This is a genomic window from Billgrantia ethanolica (assembly GCF_021404305.1).
Lineage (GTDB): Bacteria > Pseudomonadota > Gammaproteobacteria > Pseudomonadales > Halomonadaceae > Halomonas > Halomonas ethanolica.
Genome location: NZ_JABFTX010000003.1, coordinates 340,766 through 358,252 on the forward strand (window position 1 = coordinate 340,766; position 17,487 = coordinate 358,252).

Annotated in this window: 17 protein-coding genes; 8 read left to right on the forward strand and 9 right to left on the reverse strand. The window is 63.6% G+C overall.

Annotated elements, in window-relative coordinates:
• The first annotated feature begins 35 nt into the window (after nucleotides 1-35).
• The gene (locus HOP53_RS14650; protein WP_234270716.1) at nucleotides 36-776 is read left to right on the forward strand and encodes a dienelactone hydrolase family protein; all 741 of its coding nucleotides are present in this window, start codon (nucleotides 36-38) and stop codon (nucleotides 774-776) included.
• Nucleotides 777-921: 145 nt separating this feature from the next.
• On the opposite strand, the gene HOP53_RS14655 is transcribed toward HOP53_RS14650, so the two are convergent.
• Nucleotides 922-1,938: a DUF2235 domain-containing protein gene (locus tag HOP53_RS14655; protein WP_234270717.1), complete on the reverse strand. Its 1,017-nt coding sequence runs from the start codon at nucleotides 1,936-1,938 to the stop codon at nucleotides 922-924.
• A gap of 243 nt (nucleotides 1,939-2,181) precedes the next feature.
• Nucleotides 2,182-2,583, reverse strand: coding sequence for a RidA family protein (locus HOP53_RS14660; RefSeq protein WP_234270718.1), 402 nt, complete (start codon nucleotides 2,581-2,583; stop codon nucleotides 2,182-2,184).
• Between the two features lie 171 nt (nucleotides 2,584-2,754).
• Between HOP53_RS14660 and HOP53_RS14665 the strand changes: the two genes are divergently transcribed.
• The gene (locus tag HOP53_RS14665) at nucleotides 2,755-3,348 is read left to right on the forward strand and encodes a TetR/AcrR family transcriptional regulator (RefSeq protein WP_234270719.1); all 594 of its coding nucleotides are present in this window, start codon (nucleotides 2,755-2,757) and stop codon (nucleotides 3,346-3,348) included.
• Nucleotides 3,349-3,396: 48 nt separating this feature from the next.
• Here the strand turns inward: HOP53_RS14665 and HOP53_RS14670 are convergent, their stop codons facing one another.
• On the reverse strand, nucleotides 3,397-3,747 hold the full coding sequence (locus HOP53_RS14670) for a VOC family protein (RefSeq protein ID WP_234270720.1): 351 nt from the start codon (nucleotides 3,745-3,747) through the stop codon (nucleotides 3,397-3,399).
• A gap of 147 nt (nucleotides 3,748-3,894) precedes the next feature.
• Between HOP53_RS14670 and HOP53_RS14675 the strand changes: the two genes are divergently transcribed.
• A complete protein-coding gene (locus tag HOP53_RS14675) occupies nucleotides 3,895-4,734 on the forward strand; it encodes a PhzF family phenazine biosynthesis protein (protein ID WP_234270721.1) in 840 nt (279 codons plus the stop codon).
• 26 nt (nucleotides 4,735-4,760) lie between these two features.
• Here HOP53_RS14675 and HOP53_RS14680 read toward each other — a convergent pair whose 3' ends face one another.
• A complete protein-coding gene (locus HOP53_RS14680; RefSeq protein ID WP_234270722.1) occupies nucleotides 4,761-5,858 on the reverse strand; it encodes a class I SAM-dependent methyltransferase in 1,098 nt (365 codons plus the stop codon).
• A 125-nt stretch (nucleotides 5,859-5,983) separates the two neighbouring features.
• Here HOP53_RS14680 and HOP53_RS14685 point away from each other — a divergent pair, with 125 nt between their 5' ends.
• Nucleotides 5,984-7,000 (forward strand): GlxA family transcriptional regulator, encoded by a 1,017-nt coding sequence (locus HOP53_RS14685; protein ID WP_234270723.1) that lies wholly within the window; start codon nucleotides 5,984-5,986, stop codon nucleotides 6,998-7,000.
• Nucleotides 7,001-7,030: 30 nt separating this feature from the next.
• Here the strand turns inward: HOP53_RS14685 and HOP53_RS14690 are convergent, their stop codons facing one another.
• Nucleotides 7,031-7,489, reverse strand: a complete 459-nt coding sequence (locus tag HOP53_RS14690; protein ID WP_234270724.1) for a carboxymuconolactone decarboxylase family protein — start codon at nucleotides 7,487-7,489, stop codon at nucleotides 7,031-7,033.
• A gap of 73 nt (nucleotides 7,490-7,562) precedes the next feature.
• A complete protein-coding gene (locus HOP53_RS14695; protein WP_234270725.1) occupies nucleotides 7,563-8,861 on the reverse strand; it encodes an NAD(P)/FAD-dependent oxidoreductase in 1,299 nt (432 codons plus the stop codon).
• A gap of 108 nt (nucleotides 8,862-8,969) precedes the next feature.
• On the opposite strand from HOP53_RS14695, the gene HOP53_RS14700 reads away from it, so the two are divergent.
• On the forward strand, nucleotides 8,970-9,815 hold the full coding sequence (locus HOP53_RS14700) for a helix-turn-helix transcriptional regulator (protein ID WP_234270726.1): 846 nt from the start codon (nucleotides 8,970-8,972) through the stop codon (nucleotides 9,813-9,815).
• Between the two features lie 8 nt (nucleotides 9,816-9,823).
• On the opposite strand, the gene HOP53_RS14705 is transcribed toward HOP53_RS14700, so the two are convergent.
• Complete coding sequence (locus tag HOP53_RS14705; RefSeq protein WP_103968615.1) at nucleotides 9,824-10,702, reverse strand: EamA family transporter; 879 nt, start codon at nucleotides 10,700-10,702, stop codon at nucleotides 9,824-9,826.
• Nucleotides 10,703-10,804: 102 nt separating this feature from the next.
• On the opposite strand from HOP53_RS14705, the gene HOP53_RS14710 reads away from it, so the two are divergent.
• Nucleotides 10,805-11,317, forward strand: a complete 513-nt coding sequence (locus HOP53_RS14710; RefSeq protein ID WP_234270727.1) for an Lrp/AsnC family transcriptional regulator — start codon at nucleotides 10,805-10,807, stop codon at nucleotides 11,315-11,317.
• 125 nt (nucleotides 11,318-11,442) lie between these two features.
• On the opposite strand, the gene HOP53_RS14715 is transcribed toward HOP53_RS14710, so the two are convergent.
• Nucleotides 11,443-12,174, reverse strand: coding sequence for a DUF899 domain-containing protein (locus HOP53_RS14715; protein WP_086511508.1), 732 nt, complete (start codon nucleotides 12,172-12,174; stop codon nucleotides 11,443-11,445).
• Nucleotides 12,175-12,316: 142 nt separating this feature from the next.
• On the opposite strand from HOP53_RS14715, the gene HOP53_RS14720 reads away from it, so the two are divergent.
• Together HOP53_RS14720 and HOP53_RS14725 are read left to right on the forward strand one after the other, a co-directional pair.
• Nucleotides 12,317-13,249 (forward strand): bifunctional helix-turn-helix transcriptional regulator/GNAT family N-acetyltransferase, encoded by a 933-nt coding sequence (locus HOP53_RS14720; protein ID WP_234238633.1) that lies wholly within the window; start codon nucleotides 12,317-12,319, stop codon nucleotides 13,247-13,249.
• A 22-nt stretch (nucleotides 13,250-13,271) separates the two neighbouring features.
• Nucleotides 13,272-14,408: an acyl-CoA dehydrogenase family protein gene (locus HOP53_RS14725; protein ID WP_234270728.1), complete on the forward strand. Its 1,137-nt coding sequence runs from the start codon at nucleotides 13,272-13,274 to the stop codon at nucleotides 14,406-14,408.
• Here HOP53_RS14725 and HOP53_RS14730 read toward each other — a convergent pair.
• Complete coding sequence (locus HOP53_RS14730) at nucleotides 14,405-17,485, reverse strand: efflux RND transporter permease subunit (protein WP_234270729.1); 3,081 nt, start codon at nucleotides 17,483-17,485, stop codon at nucleotides 14,405-14,407. The two genes, HOP53_RS14725 and HOP53_RS14730, sit on opposite strands and share 4 nt — an antisense overlap.
• Between the last annotated feature and the right edge of the window lie 2 nt (nucleotides 17,486-17,487).

Here is a 17,487-nt window from a genome sequence, read left to right on the forward strand (position 1 = left end):
GACATCCATTCGCCATCGACAACCGGAGCTTGCTCATGTCTCGCGCCATCGAAATCCCCGCCGCCGACGGCACCATCGATGCTCATGTGTTCACCCCGAGTAGCGCCGAAGGGCCACTGCCGGCCGTGGTGCTGTTCACCGACATCGGTGGCCTGCGCTCCTGCTATCACGAGAAGGCCCAGCAGGTGGCGGACAACGGCTACGCCGTGTTGATGCCCAACGTTTACTACCGCAGTGCGCGTGGCACCGTCGTACCGGAGGGCAAATCCTTCCGCGACCCGGACGTGCGCCCGACGCTGTTCGGCTATGCCGGCCAGCTCACACCCGAAGCACAGTCCCGCGACTTCGCCGCGCTGCTGAAATGCATCGATGACGAGCCCGAGTTCGCGAATGGCAAGATAGGCGTAGTCGGCTACTGTATGACAGGCGCCTTCGCACTACGCATGGCAGCCGAATATCCCGAGCGCGTCGCCGTCGCAGCCGGCTTTCACTCGGCCAACTTGGCCAAGGCTGACGACCCGAATAGCCTCGTGCACGTGGTCGGCACCATTGAGGGGCGCGTCTATCTCGGCCACGCCGACAAGGACGAACTGCTACCCCCCGACCAGATCGCCCGCCTGGACGAAGCCCTGGCCAAGGCCGGCGTGCACTTCACCACCGAACTCTACAGAGGCGCAGCCCACGGCTTCACCGCCAAGGACGCCCCCAGCTACGACGCAACCGCCGATGCGCTGCATCACAAGCGGCTGGCGATGTTGTTGGGAGAGGTGTTGTAGCGGGGGCGGTTCGGTTTATTGGCGGCCCCGAGGGTTGGGGCCGCGGTGGGGTAGAACTATTTTGTGTGTAGTGGGCGTGACTGGTGTTCTCAGCTTGTGTCTTGTTTGGCCAAACCCTGCCACCTTCTCCAAGCGGCTATCCTCTTCACCCCACCAACTCCACCTTACCCCAGTCCCCACCCACCGAATCGAGCAGTTGCTTCAACGCCGGGCTCTTGTAGGTGAAGTGTGGGTCGTCCCAGCGTTGGCGTACGCTTCGGTGCACGCAGGGCTCCAGCGTGCGTTGTTGTGAGCGGCGCATCACGCGGTAGAACCCTTTGTATTCGTTGTGCTGAATGCCGGTATGGCGCGGGTTGAGGGCGCTGTGGAAATGTGGTTCGAGGGCGAGCCCGCAGCTTTCGGCTTCACTGGCCATCCACTGCCCGGCGAAGTCGCCGAGTTCGCGCTTCTCGTAGCCGCCGCCGATATCGGTGTGCACGCCGGCGAACCACACCTGCTTCAGGTCGATGCCTGGCTTGGGCGTCCACAGGGTGGGCTCGAAGTCCTGGCGGTTTTCGTCGATGGAAACGGCGTGGCGGGCGTGGCGAATGATGCTGCTGGGGGCGGTGTCGTGGAACAGGTAGCGGGAGGTGCCCAAGGTGCCGAGGAACGGGGCGGGTATGCCCAGCGAGCCAACGGTGTCCCACACGCCGATGAATTCGATCTCGGTCTTGTCCGCTACAGCATGCTTGCGGCGAAAGTCCGTGGCCTTGCGCTCGGCGGGGGCTGAGCTCTTGGGGCGTTGACGATAGAGCTCGTAGGCCTCGTTCACTCTCTCGGCGCACTCGCGCCGGAGCAGGCCGCAGTTGCGGATCAACCCCGCCAGGGAGCGAACGGTGTAGGCGCCGCGGCTGAAGCCGAACAGGAAGAGCTGATCGCCGGGCTCGTAGTTGTGCACGACGAAGCGATAGCAATCCATGATGTTCTTGTCGATGCCGGCACCGGTGGCGCCACCGCGAATGCGGTCGCCTTCGGTGCCCACCCCCTGGTCGTAATAGACGATCTGCTTGGTGCCGGCCTGACAATCAGGAGCGACGCCGCGTGCCAGACGCAGTACGTGTGTGGGGTTATCGCTTTCGGGACATTGCCAGGTGCCATCGGCGCAGACGACGATGCGCTTCATCTCGCTCCCTCCCTGCGTGTCTCTTACAAACGTAAACCCGATGTTTCAGCCTCGCTACGCGAATTGACCGAAAGCCGACATGTGTCTTAGGAATTGACGTCATGGCTTACGCAGGTGTGGCAGAAGGCTTACAACCAAGGGTGGAGATTTAGTGCTGTAGGGCGGCAGTTTCTCGTCATAAGACTCACTCGTTGGCAGCCCACCGCCGTTGCCGGGGCGGTGGGCTGTCGGGTGGTGCCGTGGTTATGCGGCCGTCTGCGGGAGTCGGGCGATCACCTTGATTTCGAAGTCGAAGCCCGCCAGCCAGTTGACGCCAACGGCGGTCCAGTTGGGGTAGGGCGGTTCGCCGATTGCCTTGGTGCGAACCCTGTCGATCGCTTCCCACTGGGCGGCGGGATCGGTGTGGAAGGTGGTGACGTCGACGATATCGTCGAAGGTGCAACCGGCGGCATCGAGAACGGCCGAGAGGTTGTCGAAGGCGAGCTGAACCTGGTTTTCGAAATCCGGCTCGGGGGAGCCATCCTCGCGGCTGCCGACCTGGCCCGAGACAAACAGGAAGTCGCCCGAACGGATTGCCGCCGAGTAGCGGTTGATCTCGTAGAGTGCCTGCCTACCGGCAGGGAAGACTGCATCGCGTTTGGCCATCGTTCTACTCCGGTTCTGAATCCGGTGATTGGTGTTGCCAAGCCGGGTTTTCCTTTACCCGGCCGGCATTGATATACGGCCCGTATGTGAATTATGCTGGCCGCATACGCAGCGTATGTCAATACACATACGCTGCGTATGTGAAATTTTGAGATTGCGTGAGGAGAGGGCGTGGCGACGAAACGTGCGCAGAAGATGGAGGAAACCCGGGCCAAGCTCATTCGAGCCGCCCGTGAGGCCTTCGCGACCAAGGGCTATGCAGCGGCCTCGATGGATGAGCTGACCGCCGAAGCCGGGCTGACCCGGGGGGCGCTCTATCACAACTTCGGCGGCAAGCAGGGGCTGATGCAGGCGGTGGTCGATCAGATCGACCAGGAAATGGTAGAGCGCATGCTTGCCGCTCAGGCCCGCGCGGCAAGCCGCTGGGAGGGGTTGCTCGAAGAGGGCGTGGCCTATATCGAGATGGCGCTGGAGCCGGAAGTCCAGCGCATCATGCTGCTGGATGGCCCGGCGGTGCTTGGCGATCCCTCGCAGTGGCCCAATCAGAACGCCTGCCTGCTACGTACCACGCAGACCATTCAGGCGCTGATCGATGAAGGCACGGTCAAGCCGGTGGATGCGGAAGCCGCCGCGCGCCTGATCAATGGCGCGGCACTCAATGCCGCCCTGTGGATCGCCGCCGCCGAGGAGCCGCACGCCGTGCTGCCGAAAGCCGTGGAGGCGTTCCGCCAGCTCGCGACGGGCTTGCTGAAAGCCGAGGGGTGAGTCCGCTGGGCGAGTCGGACAGGTCGTTGCCTGGCTGGAACCGTTCACCTACTCGTGCTGCAAGACATTGATGAGCTTGCCGAAGGGGTCGCGAACGTAGAACCGTCGCACGCCCCAGGGCTCGCTGACGGGACCGTACTCGATGGGCACGCTCGCTTTCTCGAAGCGGGCCAGCGCTGCTTCGATATCGTCGACTTCGATGGAGAGATCGGGCACGGGCGTGCCGGAGCCGCCTTCGGTACCGAAGCTCACCTGAATGGTCATCTTGGCGTCCGCGCCGTAGGTGCGAAACCAGCCGTGGTCCATCAGCAGGTCGAGACCCAGGATCTCTCCGTAGAAGGCTTCCGCCTTGGCGAGATCCGAGGCCGCTGTGTTGGCCATGATGCGTTTGACTTTCATGTAGTGCCTCGGAGTTGGCTTGTCGTTGTTTTCATAAGGTTGTGCCGCCTGTGAATGCTTAAACATAGCTACTTCACTATTGTCCTTCCTGTTCTATTCTTTTCTTCTCCCACCGTTCTGTTCTTGTCCCGATCCGAGGAGCTTTCCATGAGCGGCACTCTCTATCGCCTTGCGGCCTTTACCGATGACCCGAGCGGCGGCAACCCCGCCGGGGTGTGGTTGGGCGAGGCGCTGCCCGAGCCGGCGGAGATGCAGCGTATCGCCGCCGAGGTGGGCTATTCCGAAACTGCCTTCATTGCCCCGGCCGAGGGGGAGCGGCGCACGGTGCGCTACTACAGCCCCGAAGCGGAGGTGAGCTTTTGCGGCCATGCCACGGTGGCCGGCGGCGTGCAGATGGGCCGGCTGAGCGGAGCGGGCACCTACATGCTGGATACGGCGGTGGGTGAGGTGATGGTCACCGTCAATCAGGTGGAAGGGGAGTGGCAGGCCTCGTTGGTGTCGGTGACGCCGGAGTTTCGCCCCGCCGAGCCCGAGCTGGTCGAGGAGGTGCGCGAGCTGCTTGGCTGGCAAGCCGAGGAGCTTGATCTCGAGATAACCCCCGCGCGGGCATACGCCGGGGCCTGGCATTTGGTGCTGGCGTGCAAGGAGCGCGCACGCCTCGAGCGGCTCGAGTACGACTTCGAAGGGCTCAAGGCGCTGATGCTGCGTGAGGGCCTGACCACGCTGCAACTGGTGTGGCGTGAGAGCGAGGAGCGGTTCCACGCCCGCGACCCGTTCCCGGTGGGAGGCGTAGTGGAAGACCCTGCCACCGGCGCGGCGGCCGCGGCACTGGGCGGTTACCTGCGCGATGCCGGTCTGCTCCAGGCGCCCGCTCAGCTGATCATCGTTCAGGGCGAGACGATGGGCCGCCCCAGCCGCCTGCAGGTGGACATCCCCCTGTCAGGCGGCATCGTAGTGACCGGGCAGGCGGTGAGTCTGGAAGCCTGAGCCGAGCCTGATCGTCGACGGTCGGCTCATGGCCTGAGCACCCAGTAGTCGTTCTGGATGTCGTGGGGCAGCTGGTGAACCTCAATGCTGCCGAAGCCGGCCTTGCCGAAATATTCCCGCGCCTTCTCCTGGCCCCACATGGTACCCAGCCCCTCGCCGCCCTGGGCGAGGGAGACACTCATGCAGTGCATGATCGACAGGGTATAGAGCAGCGTCCCCATCGGGTGGTCGCGGTCGCCGTGGTGATGGCTCGAGGCGTGAATGTCCTGGGCCAGGTAGACACCATCCTGACGCAGGGTGCGACGAACTCCCTTGAGCAGATTCAGCGGGTGAGCCTGGTCGTGAATGGCATCGAAGGTCGTGACCAGGTCGTAGCGCTGGGCCGGCGCCGTGAGGTCGAAGTCGCTGAGGTCGCGCTCCTCGAAGCGCAGGTTGCTTAGCCCCCGCCGCGCGGCACGCTCTGTCGCCCAGCCGATGGCCTCGCGGGAGAGGTCGTAGCCGGTAAAGCGGCTGGCGGGGAAGCGTTCGGCGAGTTTCATCAGCGCCAGGCCGCGACCGCAGCCGAGATCGAGCACGTCGACGCCCCGCTCCAGCCTAGCCGGGAGTTCCGGCGCCAGGGGCAGAATGGCGTCGAACAGCACGGGTAGTACGGTCTGGCCGCTGTCCTCGGCCATGACCTCGTGGAAACGGGTGTAGCGGGTGTAGGGCACGCCGCCGCCGTGATGGAAGCATTCCAGCACGTCGTCCTCCACCTGGCCCATTAAGGGCAGGTACTGGGCGAATACGGCGAGATTGGCTTCGCCACTGTCGGTCAGCAGCGTGGCGTGCTCGGGCGGCAGGCGATAGGTCAGGGTCTGCGGGTCATGCTCGACCAGGGCAGCGACCGTGGCGCCGCCCAGCCACTCGCGCACGTAGCGCTCGTTGAGCTTGGTCTTGGCGGCAAGCTCGCGACTGGTCACCGGCTCGCCGTCGGCCAGATGGGCGAGCAGGCCGCTGCGATGGGCCAGGGAGATCAGCTGCAGCATGGCGGCTTCGTTGAGTGCGGTGACGAAGCGGCTCTCGAAGCCGGCGACGCGGGAGGCGTCGATAGCGGCGGGAGCTTGGGCTTGTGCTTGGGCTGTCATGGGGTGTCTCCTGAGTTGTTGTTAGTGATTCGTTAGGGCGTCGTTGGTGCTGCGGAGATTCCATTGTGGCGCTCACGGTTGGGTTACACTGAAGTCCCTACGGACAAAAACCGGCGGTTTCCGCCATGTCGACGCACAAACCTACCATCGCGCTGCTGGCGATTCCCGAAGTGGCGGCTTCCACCCTCTATGGGGTTTTCGATGTCTTTGCCTCGGCGGGACGCGACTGGCCCGCTCTGATCGAGGGCAAGGCCGGTGAGTCGCTGTTCGTGCCGCAGGTGGTTGCTCGCACCGGCAAGCGTGAATTGACCATCGCCAATGGCGTGCGCATCGTTCCCGACGCTGGCCTGGACTGGGTACCTGACGTGGTGTGTATCCCCGAGATCATGCTGCCGCCTGAAGCGGTGCTCGAAGGGCGTTACGGCGAGGAAGTCGCGTGGCTCAAGCGCTGCCATGCCGAGGGGTCCATTCTGGCGACCGCCTGCTCGGGCGCCCTGCTGTTGGCGGAGTCGGGGCTGCTGCGGGGCGAGGACGCCACTACCCACTGGGCCTACTGCGACGTGCTGGGTCGCTATCCGGACGTGCGGGTGCATCCACATAGAGCCCTGGTGATCGGCGGCATCGGCAGCCGCCTGGTCATGGCCGGGGGTGGCACCTCCTGGAGCGACCTGGCGCTCTATCTCGTCGCCCGCCTGGCGAGTGTCGATGAGGCAATGCACCTCGCCAAGCTGTTCCTGATCGACTGGCATGCCGCCGGCCAGCTTCCCTTTGCCATGCTCGCCCGCACCCGCCAGGCCGAGGATGCCGTCATCGCCCGCTGTCAGACCTGGGTGGCCGAACACTACGACGAGCCCTCACCGGTAGCCTCGTTGATCGAGGTTTCCGGGCTGAGTGAGCGCAGCTTCCACCGCCGTTTCAGGAAGGCCACAGGCCTGACGCCGATGGAGTACGTGCATACGCTGCGCCTGGAAGAAGCCAAGCAGATGCTGGAGACCGAGACCATTCCCGTGGATGCCATTGCCGAGGCGGTGGGCTACGAGGATGGCGCCTTCTTCGGGCGGCTGTTTCGGCGCAAGGTGGGGCTGACGCCGGCTCAGTACCGGCGCCGCTTTGGCGGGCTACGCAAGGCGCTGTCGGGGTGATGGGAACGGTATGTCGCTCAACTGGGCCGCTCAGCTGGGCTGATAGCTCCCCACATCGGCGGCAAAGCTGATCGCCAGCCGGTTCCAGGCGTTGATGGTACAGACCGCCAGGGTGAGGTCGGCCATGCCCTTCTCGGAGAAGTGCTCGCGGGTGGCCTCGTACAGGGCCGTGTCGATGCCGTTTCCGGCGATCAGGGTATTGGCCTCGGCCCAGGCCAGGGCGGCGCGCTCGCGCGGGGTATAGAAGGGCGTCTCGCGCCAGGCGCTCAGGGCATATAGCCGCTGCTCGGTTTCACCGGCCTTGCGTGCGTCCTTGGTATGCATGTCGATGCAGTAAGCGCAGCCGTTGATCTGCGAGACGCGCGTGTAGATCAGCGCAAGCAGGCCGTCGCCAAGTTCACCCGTTTCTGCCGCCTGGTGCACGTGTTGCTGCAGATCCAGCATGGCCTTGAGGCCGGCGGGGCTGGCGGAGTAGTGGTTCATGCGCATGAGTGGGGCTCCGAGAGAGTTGGAAGCCCCACCCTAGCGCGGCGGTTATCGCCTCGATTGTAGATTTTCGACCTCAGTGCAGCTTCATGCGCGGGCGGATGAAGCGGTTGAGCCCGTCCGAGAGCAGGATCAGCGCCGTCTTGGCCGTGCCGTGGATGGCGCGCTGGTGCATGCGATAGAGCGAGGCGTAGAAGAACTTGGCCAGGCGCCCCTCGATGAATAGGCTGCGCGCCGAGGCACCGCGCATCAGGCTGCCGATGGCCTCGAAGTGGGCCAGCGAGATGAGCGAGCCGCGGTCGCGATAGCGGAACGGCTTGAGGGTGCCGTTCTCGAGCCGGGCCAGCAGGTTCTTGTACAGCCGTTGAGCCTGCTGGTGGGCGGCCTGGGCCCGGGGCGGAACTATGCTGCCGTCTGGCTGGGGGCAGCTGGCGCAGTCGCCGAGCACGAAAATGTCGGGGTCGTCGACGCTCTGCAGGGTCGGCTCCACCTGAATACGCTGATTACGATCCAGGCTCAGCCCCAGGTCGCACAGTACGTTGGGTGCCTTGATGCCGGCGGCCCAGACGTTGAGGTCCGTTTCGATGCGCTCTTCGTCGGCGGTGACGATGGCGTTCTCCTCCACGCGTACCACCCGGGTGCCGGTATGCACCTTTACGCCGAGGCGTTCCAGTTCGGTACGCACAGCGCTGCGAATGCGCTCGGGCAGGGCCGGCAGCACGTCGGGTGCCGCTTCGATCAGATGGACCTCCAGTTGGCGGCTGTCCATTTCGGTGAAGCCGTAGCTGTGCAGCATACGTGAGGCGTCATAGAGCTCCGCCGAGAGTTCTACGCCGGTGGCACCGGCGCCGACGATGCCCACCGTTAGGTGCGGATGCTCTCGCCGCTCGGGGTCGCTGTAGCGCAGGAAGGTATTGAGCATGTCGTGGCGGAAGGCCTCGGCCTGGGCCGGGCTGTCGAGGAAGTGGCAGTGATCGGCGACCCCCGGGGTGCCGAAGTCGTTGCTTACGCTGCCCAGCGCCAGCACCAGCAAGTCATAGTCCAGACTGCGGGCCGGCAACACTTCTTCGCCGTGGTCGTCGAGCACCGGGGCCAGGCGCAGTTGGCGGGCTTCGCGGTCGAGCCCTTCGAGGGTGCCGCGCTGGAAGCGGTAGCCGTTTAGCTGGGCATGGCTCTGATAGGAGATTTCGTCGATGCTGGAGTCGAGCGCGCCGGTGGCGACCTCGTGCAGCAGCGGCTTCCAGATATGGGTGGGGTTGCGGTCGATCAGCGTGATCTCCGCCTTGCCGCGTCGTCCCAGCCGGCGGCCGAGGCGGGTGACCAGCTCCAGCCCGCCGGCGCCGCCGCCGACCACGAGGATTCGTCTTCCTTCCATGTAAGGCTCCGTTAAGATGAATGTGTAATTGAGAAATGGGTGCTTCTACTGTACCGCCGGAATTTGAGAATCGTTGTACTTTTTTCTCTGCACTGAAGGGCTCCCAACATGAGCGACGCTTTCCAACTGCACCCACCAGGTGGCACCGGCCTCGTGCTGCAGCGCTTTGCGCCCAGTGCAGCGCTGCGTGCCTACGTGCAGTGCTATTGGCAGGCGAAAAGGCAGGAGCAAGGGGGCAGCGAGCCGGCCGGCATCGAACTGATGCACCCGGATGGCGCCGCGGGCCTGCTGTTCAACTTCGGTGACGCGCTGGAGCGCGACGGCGAGCGGCTGCGCGGCGCCTGCTGGGTCGATGGACCCAAGCGGCGCACGGCGCGCCTGACGGTGGGGAGCCAGCTCGAGCTGCTGGGCGTACGCTTCCTGCCGGGGATGGCATTGCCGTTCCTGGGCGAATCCCTGGCGGTCTTGGCCGGTGGGGGGCTGACGCCGGGCGAGGCCCTGCGCCGGCTCGAACTCGAGGCGCTGCACGAGCGGCTGCTCGAGACGCCCGATCCAGCGGGGCGCATTGCGCTGCTGGAGGGCTATCTACTCCAGCGGCTGCGGCGGTACGCCGCGCCACAGGTGCCGGCTCTGACGGCATCCCTCGACTGGCTCGAGCGCTACCAAGGCCAGGCCAGTGTCGCCACGCTGGTGGCTGAGCTGCCCTTCGGCCAGCGCCACCTGGAGCGGCTGTTTCAGCGCCATGTGGGGCTCTCACCCAAGCGCTATGCCCGGCTGCTGCGCGTCGCCCGCAGCCGCGAGCTGATCAAGCAGGGCGGGGCGAGGACCTCGCTGACCGATACCGCCTTTGCCGCCGGCTACTTCGACCAGGCCCATTTCATCCACGACTTCAAGGCCGTGACCGGCCTGACGCCGGGAGGCTATCGCGACCATGTGCGGCGGCGTTATGGGTAATGCTTCGGTCAGCCTGATGTTTTGGCAGGCATATGCAGGGCCACGCCAGCCATGACCAGCGCGATGCCGGCGAGATCCTGTCGGGTCGGGATCTGAGCGAGCATGATCGCCGCAATAACGGTGGCTGTTGCTGGCAGGATGGCGAGATAGAGGGCAAAAGTCGCTCGCGGCAAACGAGACATGGCGAGTTGGTCGGAGACGTAGGGGATGACGGAGGAGCATATACCCACGGCGATACCCGCCAACACCAGCTCAATTACGCCGAAGGCTTTGGCTGCTTCGACAAGTCCGATTGGCACGAGAATGAAGAAAGCAATCGCCATGGCTGCTCCCAGACGTTCGACGCCGCCACTGGCGCCTTCCCTGGCCGCCTTGTGTCCAAGCACTAAATAGACAACGAAGAGAGCCCCATTCAGGGTGGCCCAGAACAGGCCCAAAGGATCGGAAGACCATCTCAAGTCGACCAGTAGCAAGACGCCCAATACTGCCAGGCTGAGTGCCAGCAGGTTGCGGCATGTGCGCAGGCCATAGAGGGAGACGGCGATGGTGCCGACGAACTCCATGGCTGCCACCAAGCTCATCGGTAGACGGTCGAGAGCGAGATAAAACGAAGTGTTCATTATCGCCAGGCAGGCGCCGAGCCCCAGTAGCAGCCACCTCGTCCGGGGGTCGGCCTTTCGGATCGTTCGCCACGGCCGGGTGATGGGAGCGAAGAACAGGGCGGCCGTCGCGATCCGGAACCAGGCCACGCCGAGTACGCCGACGGCAGGGAAGAGCAGTACGGCGAAGGCGGGGCCAAGATAATGGAATACGGCGCTCACCCCGAACCAAACATGGGGTGGGACTACCTCGGCAACCCGATTGAGAGTGGCATTCGGCGGAGGCATGACAGCTCCTTTTTTCTTATTATGTGAAGAAAGGAAGCGGTAATGGCATGTGTTAAATAAGGACGTTTTCACCTGATCAATGGAAATTGGAAGGTAAAATCCATGAAACGCCTTCGATATGAAAACGGTGTGCCGGATGCAACGGATCGGCAGTTGCTGGAAGCACTCGTTATCGATGCGCGCACCAGTATTGCAGAGCTGGCACGCCTCGTTGGTCTGTCGCCGCCCAGTGTTTCTGAGCGGATCAAACGCTTGGAGGAGGCGGGGGTGATCGAGGGCTATACCGCCAGGATCAGTCCGCGTGCATTGGGCTTGTCACTTGCAGCATGGTTGCGTATTCGACCGCTACCGGGACAGTTGCAACGGGTCGTTGATTTGCTGCAGGAACTGCCGGAGATCACGGAGTGCGACCGTATTACAGGCGACGATTGCTTCATTGCCCGTGCTCATCTCGAATCGGTCGAGCATTTGGAACGGTTGATCGATGAGATCATTCCCTATGCAACGACTAACACGGCAATCATCCAATCCTCCCCGGTTCCACGTCGCCTACCTCCATTGAATGGCGCTGAGGCGAGGGAAGCTTTCGATAAGCGGCGCGCTCGCTGTCAGTGACGGAGTGTCGTGGCTATAAGCCGGGCGTGTTCCGGCCAGAGTCATTGGTCATAGTCATCGGCCGTACAGTGGCGCTACGGCCAGCCCGAAGGAATTAGGCCGGACAGGGCGCAGCGCCGATGGACTTATCTTGCCGGTTCATACTCGTCGTGGCGTTTCACCCAGTCCATCAGGTTGTGATGAGGCCCCGTTTCGTTACGGCCCTTTGGCGTCATGTCGAGCAGCATGTAGGTACTGTCGACGAGTTCATCACCGCGCCCGTAGGTCGAATAGGTGTGGAAGATATCGCCGCTGGTGTCGCGGTAGAACACGCTGAGGCCGCTCAGATCCTCAATGGAGACGTTGCTCGTGGCGTAGTTGTAGGTGACCTCGCCCTTGGCGATCTCTTCAGGCCGGAACGAGACATGGAAGTCGTAATTGAAGTCGCTGCCATATGAAGATACCCACTTTGCACGCCAGCCCATGCGCTGGCGGTAGGCCTCGATCTCGGCGAGTGGGGCACGAGAGACCCGTACCAGGCTCACATCGTGATGCTTGAGATGCACCAGCGTGCCTTCGATATGATCGGCAGCGAAGGAACAGCCGATGCAGCCCGCTTCCCAACCGGGGCCGAACATGAAGTGATGGACGATCAACTGGCTGCGCCCGTCGAACAGATCGGCGAGCGTCATGTGGCCACCGAGCGTATCGAAGACATATTCCTTCTCGATCTTCACCCACGGCAAGGCGCGACGTTTGGCGCTCAGGTCGTCGCGCAGGCGGGTGAGCTCCTTTTCCCTTGCCAGCAGTTCCTTGCGGGCGGTTAGCCATTTTTCGCGGGATACGACGGGGTGGGACATTTCATCATGCACTGACATGAGGATTCCTCCTGTGCTGACGTTGCACGAGGTAGTCGTCTTGCGGGGGCTGGATTCGACAGGTGGGCAGTGTTGCACTTGTTGACATGCTTGCTAAAAGCAACTAACTATTTGCTTTAGGCAAGCAAAGAGAGAGTCTCCCATGAGCGCAGAACAAGACCTAAACGAGCGGGCCGGGACCGTACGCAGCTTCAATCGTTTCTACACGCGGCAGATTGGGGTCTTGCACGAGCACCTTCTGGAGAGCCAGTTCTCGCTGACGGAAGTCCGCATCCTGTACGAGCTGGCGCACCGGCCGATGCTTACCAGCGCCGATATCTGCCGCGAGCTTGGTCTCAACGCCGGCTATGTGAGCCGGGTGCTGAAGGGCTTCGAAAAGCAGGGGCTCATTACCAAGACCCCCTCGCCCTCCGACAGACGGGCGGCGCAGCTACAGCTCACGGATCAGGGACTGGCGACATTCCGGCCGCTGGACGAGGCTTCGCAACGCGAGGTCGTCGGCATGCTGAAGCAGCTCACGGAGCCGGAGCAGCATCAGTTGATCGAAGCGATGAACCGGATCAGGCGGCTGCTCGGAGAAGCCGGCTCGAGTTATCTGCTGCGCGACCCACAGCCTGGCGACATGGGCTGGATCGTACACCGGCAGGCGGTCCTCTACGCGCAGGAGTACGGCTGGAACGAGGAGTACGAAGCGTTGATCGCGGAGATCGTTGCCAAGTACCTGCGCAATTTCGATCCGCGCTGGGAGCGGTGCTGGATCGCCGAAAAGGATGGGGTCGTCGTTGGGTCGGTGTTCGTCGTCCGGGAAGACGACGCGACCGCAAAGCTGCGGCTGCTCTACGTCGACCCCTCTGCCCGTGGGCATGGCATCGGCAGCCGCTTGGTGGATGAGTGCCTCAGGTTCGCCCGCCAGGTCGGCTACCGGAAGATGATGCTGTGGACCAACAGCGTACTGACCGATGCGCGCCGGCTCTATGAAAAAGCAGGATTCGAACTGGTGGAGGAGGAGCCCCATCACAGCTTCGGCAAGGATCTGGTAGGCCAGGTTTGGAGTCGTGAACTCCAGTCACAATAACAACGCAGAACGTGAGGTAAGTATGAGCGACACCCTTGGACTCTCCCAACGTGCCATTACGACTACCGAGACGATCTTGCAGAAATACGGGGTGGATGGCGAGAAGGCCGGAGCCGGTTTCATAGCCGAGGTACTCGAAACTCTGGCAGCCAATGAGTTACTGACTTTCGGGTTTTCGGATCCGCTGCAGACCGGACCGCAGCCAGGTGACATGGAAAAGGCCTGTACGGTCATTCGTCTGCTCGCCGAGCGCTCAGGGACGCTGGCCACCATCTATATGGTGGCTGGCTTGCTCGGGCCGCTATGTCTTTCCTATGCCGGAACGGTTGCGCAAAAAAAGGCTTTGCTGCCGCGTGTTGCCGCAGGCGAGTTGCAGCTCGCTTTTGCTCTGACCGAGCCGGGAGCAGGGTCGGATGCGGCCGGCATCACGACTCAGGCCACACGATGGGACGATCACTATGTGGTGCGTGGAGAGAAAACCTATGTCACCGGGGCGGCGACCGCCGACCTGATACTGACGGTTGCCCGAACCACCGAGGGTGGCGCCAAATCCTACGGTATCCTGCTTGTGCCTGGGGGTGCGGATGGTCTGAGCGTAGAGCCGTTGAGCAAGCTTTCGGGTAATGCCTATCCCTCGTGTCGGGTCATGTTTGAGGAAGTCCTCGTGTCGGAAAGCGGAGTGCTCGGCGGGGAGGCGGGGGTAAACTCGGCATGGCCTCAGCTACGCAAGACGGGAACTCTCGAGCGCTTGATCGTCGCTGCCATGGCATGCGGGTTTGCCGATGCGGCGACGAATCGTGCCCTGCAGTTCGTTCAGGAGCGCCATCAGTTCGGCCAACCGTTGCGCGATTTTCAGGCCATTCAACATACCGTCGTCGAGATGAGCACTCTCGCCACTGGTATGCGTCTCTTTCTTGAGGATGCCATTCGTCAGCACGCAGAGGGCCATGACGCAACGCAGGCCATCTCCATGGCCAAGTATTTCTGCTCCGATCAGCTGCAAAAGGTCGTCGCGATGGCGGCACGGGTCATGGGCGGGCGCGCCTATTTCGACTTCGAGTCCGTATCGCGACTTTATCGCGAAGCCCCGTTTTGCCTCTATGCGGGCGGTACCATCGAGGTTCAGAAAATGCTCATAGCCCGGTCCCTGGGCATCTAGCTTGGCTGCCCGGCGTGGGAATGCTTTGGCCCGGCACGGACGCGCTTCGGCGATGGCCGAATTCCGAACAGCAGGGCGTAGAGCACCGGTACCGCGACCAGGGTGAGCAGCGTGGCGAAGGCGAGCCCGCCCATGATCGTCGCCGCCATGCTGGCGAAGAAGGCGTCGCCGAGCAGGGGCAGCATGCCGAGGATGGTGGTGCCGGCAGCCAGTACCACCGGCCGCAGACGGCTGACGCTGGCTTCCACCACGGCTGGGCAGCCGGGCTTGCCCTCGCGGATCTGGGCGTCGATCTCGTCGAGCAGCACGATACCGTTCTTCATCAGCATGCCGGAGAGGCTGAGCAGCCCGAGCAGCGCCGTGAAGGTGAACGGCATGCCGCTGGCCAGCAGCCCGATCACCACGCCGCAGATCGACATGGGTACCACCAGCCACAGGATCAGCGGCTGGCGCCACTTGCCGAACAGCAGCACGCTGATCACCAGCATGGCGAGAAAACCCAACGGCAACTGGGCACGCAGCGAGGCCCGCGAGCGGCCGGAGGCCTCGTACTCGCCGCCCCACTCCAGGCGGTAACCGAGGGGCAGGGGAATCGCTTCGATGGGCGCGCGAATGCGTGAAAGGCCCTCGCTGGCGGTAACGCCACTCACCGTACTGGCCTGAACTGTCAGGGTGCGCATGCGGTCGCGGCGGCGGATGACACTCTCTTCACTGATGGTGTCGAAACGCTCGATGATCTGCCGCAGCGGGATAGGTACGTTGCCATTGGCGCTTTCCAACTGCCTCTCGTGCAGGCGCGTCACGTCCAGGCGCTCGTGCTCGGGTGGGCGCAGCACGATGGGAAGCAGGCGATCGTTTTCGCGATAGAGGGCTGCCTGAATACCGGTGGTGGCGAACTGTAGCGCGCGCATGGCCGCGTCGCGCTGAACTCCCGCCATGCGAGCGCGCTCCTCGTCGAATACCGGCTCGAGCACCAGTTCGCGCTGGCGCCAGTCGTCGACGATGTCCGTCACCAAGGGATCGCGCTCCATGATTGCCTTGGCCTGGTCGCCCAGGTAGCGCAGCATGACCGGATCGGGCCCTGAGAAGCGTGCTTCGATACTGACGACGTTAGGCCCGAACATGAGGCGCTCGATCCTGGCCTGAGCATCGGGGTGATGCACGTCGAGCCGCTGCCGCAGCCGTGCTGCCAGCGGATCTATCTGGTCGCGCTCGGCCGTGCGGATCATGAACAGACCGTAGCTGGAGCTGGGCCGTTCCGGTGTATAGGTGAGCACGAAGCGACTGGCGCCGCGCCCCACGAACTGCGTTACCGATAGCACTTCCGGCTGGGCGCGAAGAAAATCGTCGAGACCCTGCATGTGACGGTCCGTCGCGCGAATGTCGGTGCCTTGGGGCAGTTGGTAGTGCAGGAAGAAGATGGGCGTATTCGAGGCGGGGAAGAAGGCCTGCTTGACGAAACCGAAGGCGAAGATGCAGCCGGCGGTGAACAGAATCAGGCTCAGCAGCGTAAGCAGGCGCCAGCGCAGCACGCCCTCTAGCAGCCGGCGATAGCCTCTGTAGAGCCTGCCCGTGTAAGGCATCTTGGCATCGTGCACCGTTTTCAGCAGATAGTGCCCCAGCAGGGGCGTGACGGTGATGGCCAGTACCCAGCTCAGCAGCAGCGACACGGCGATCACCGCGAACAGGGAGAAGAGCAGGTCGCCGGTGGTGTCGGGCGAGAGGCCGATGCCGGCAAACGCCATGATGCCGATGACCGTGGCGCCGAGCAGTGGTACCTGCGTGCGTTTGGCGGCGGTGCTGGCGGCGTCGCGGGCATTGGCTCCTCGCTGCATGCCGATCAACATGCCTTCGGTCACCACGATGGCGTTGTCGACCAGCATGCCCATGGCGATGATCAGCGCGCCCAGAGAGATGCGCTCCATCTCGAGGCCGAGCACGCGCATGAACAGCAACGTACCGAGTACCGTCAGCAGCAGAGTGGCACCCACTACCAGGCCGGCCCGCCAGCCCATGAACAGGCACAGCACGCCGATGACGATCGCCACGGCCAGCGCCAGGTTGACGAGAAAGCTGCCGATGGCATCGTCGACCACCCGGTGCTGCTCGTAGATCGGATGGAGCTCGACGCCTAGCGGTATTCGTTCCTGTAGCTCGTGCAGCCGGGCATCCACCGCCTGGCCCACCTCGACGATGTTGACGTCGGCCACCCCGGCCACGGCAAGCGTGAAGGCGGGCATCCCATTGAAGCGAATCAGATGATCGGGCAGCTCCGTTGCGCTGCGCCGGATCGTGGCGATATCGCCCAGGCTGATCTGCTCAGTCGTGCCGGGGCGACCGATGCGCAGCTCCTCCAGGTGAGCGGGGCTCGCTAACTGTTGGGAGAAGGCGATGCGCAGGCGGCGCTCATCCAGGGTGATGGCACCGCTCTCGGCGATGGCGCTGGCGGCACGCAGGGTTTCGATCATCTGCTCCAGCGGTACGCTGAGGCTGGCCAGGCGCTCGCTGTCGAGATCCACGTACAAGGCCTCGCTGCGCTCGCCGGCGGTGGTGACCTTGGCCACGCCGTTCACCGTCAGCAGCTCCCGACGCAGGAACCTCGACAGATCGCGAATTTCCGCATCGCTCAGTTCCGGCGCCGTGATTGCGTAGTAGATACCGTAGACGTCGCCGAAGTCGTCGTTGACCAGGGAAGGGCCGGCGCCCGGGGGCAGGCTGGCCTGGGCATCGCCGATCTTGCGGCGCAGTTCGTCCCAGAGCTGCGGCATGTTGCGGCTGGGATAGGCGCGCTTGATCTCGACCTCGACCTCGGAGATGCCAGGGCGTGAGCGCGAGCGAACGTAGTCGACGGCCGGCAGCTGCTGGATGGCCGATTCCAGCCTCTCGGTCACCTCCTGTTCGACCTGCTCGGCATTCGCTCCGGGGTAGGGTGTGGTGATGATGGCGGTCTTGAGGGTGAACGAGGGATCTTCCAGCCGGCCCAGGGTCAGCATTGCCCACAGGCCGCCCAACAGGCAGGCCAGAATGATCAGCCAGGTCTGGACGGGGCGGTCGATGGCGGTGCGGGCGATGTCCATGA

Coding starts and splice junctions, on each gene's coding strand:
- HOP53_RS14660 (WP_234270718.1), bottom strand. CDS start 2,583: ATGGCCAAACGCGATGCAGTCTTCCCTGCCGGTAGGCAGGCACTCTAC.
- HOP53_RS14675 (WP_234270721.1), top strand. CDS start 3,895: ATGAGCGGCACTCTCTATCGCCTTGCGGCCTTTACCGATGACCCGAGC.
- HOP53_RS14685 (WP_234270723.1), top strand. CDS start 5,984: ATGTCGACGCACAAACCTACCATCGCGCTGCTGGCGATTCCCGAAGTG.
- HOP53_RS14700 (WP_234270726.1), top strand. CDS start 8,970: ATGAGCGACGCTTTCCAACTGCACCCACCAGGTGGCACCGGCCTCGTG.
- HOP53_RS14650 (WP_234270716.1), top strand. CDS start 36: ATGTCTCGCGCCATCGAAATCCCCGCCGCCGACGGCACCATCGATGCT.
- HOP53_RS14705 (WP_103968615.1), bottom strand. CDS start 10,702: ATGCCTCCGCCGAATGCCACTCTCAATCGGGTTGCCGAGGTAGTCCCA.
- HOP53_RS14710 (WP_234270727.1), top strand. CDS start 10,805: ATGAAACGCCTTCGATATGAAAACGGTGTGCCGGATGCAACGGATCGG.
- HOP53_RS14715 (WP_086511508.1), bottom strand. CDS start 12,174: ATGTCAGTGCATGATGAAATGTCCCACCCCGTCGTATCCCGCGAAAAA.
- HOP53_RS14725 (WP_234270728.1), top strand. CDS start 13,272: ATGAGCGACACCCTTGGACTCTCCCAACGTGCCATTACGACTACCGAG.
- HOP53_RS14695 (WP_234270725.1), bottom strand. CDS start 8,861: ATGGAAGGAAGACGAATCCTCGTGGTCGGCGGCGGCGCCGGCGGGCTG.
- HOP53_RS14670 (WP_234270720.1), bottom strand. CDS start 3,747: ATGAAAGTCAAACGCATCATGGCCAACACAGCGGCCTCGGATCTCGCC.
- HOP53_RS14720 (WP_234238633.1), top strand. CDS start 12,317: ATGAGCGCAGAACAAGACCTAAACGAGCGGGCCGGGACCGTACGCAGC.
- HOP53_RS14730 (WP_234270729.1), bottom strand. CDS start 17,485: ATGGACATCGCCCGCACCGCCATCGACCGCCCCGTCCAGACCTGGCTG.
- HOP53_RS14655 (WP_234270717.1), bottom strand. CDS start 1,938: ATGAAGCGCATCGTCGTCTGCGCCGATGGCACCTGGCAATGTCCCGAA.
- HOP53_RS14680 (WP_234270722.1), bottom strand. CDS start 5,858: ATGACAGCCCAAGCACAAGCCCAAGCTCCCGCCGCTATCGACGCCTCC.
- HOP53_RS14690 (WP_234270724.1), bottom strand. CDS start 7,489: ATGCGCATGAACCACTACTCCGCCAGCCCCGCCGGCCTCAAGGCCATG.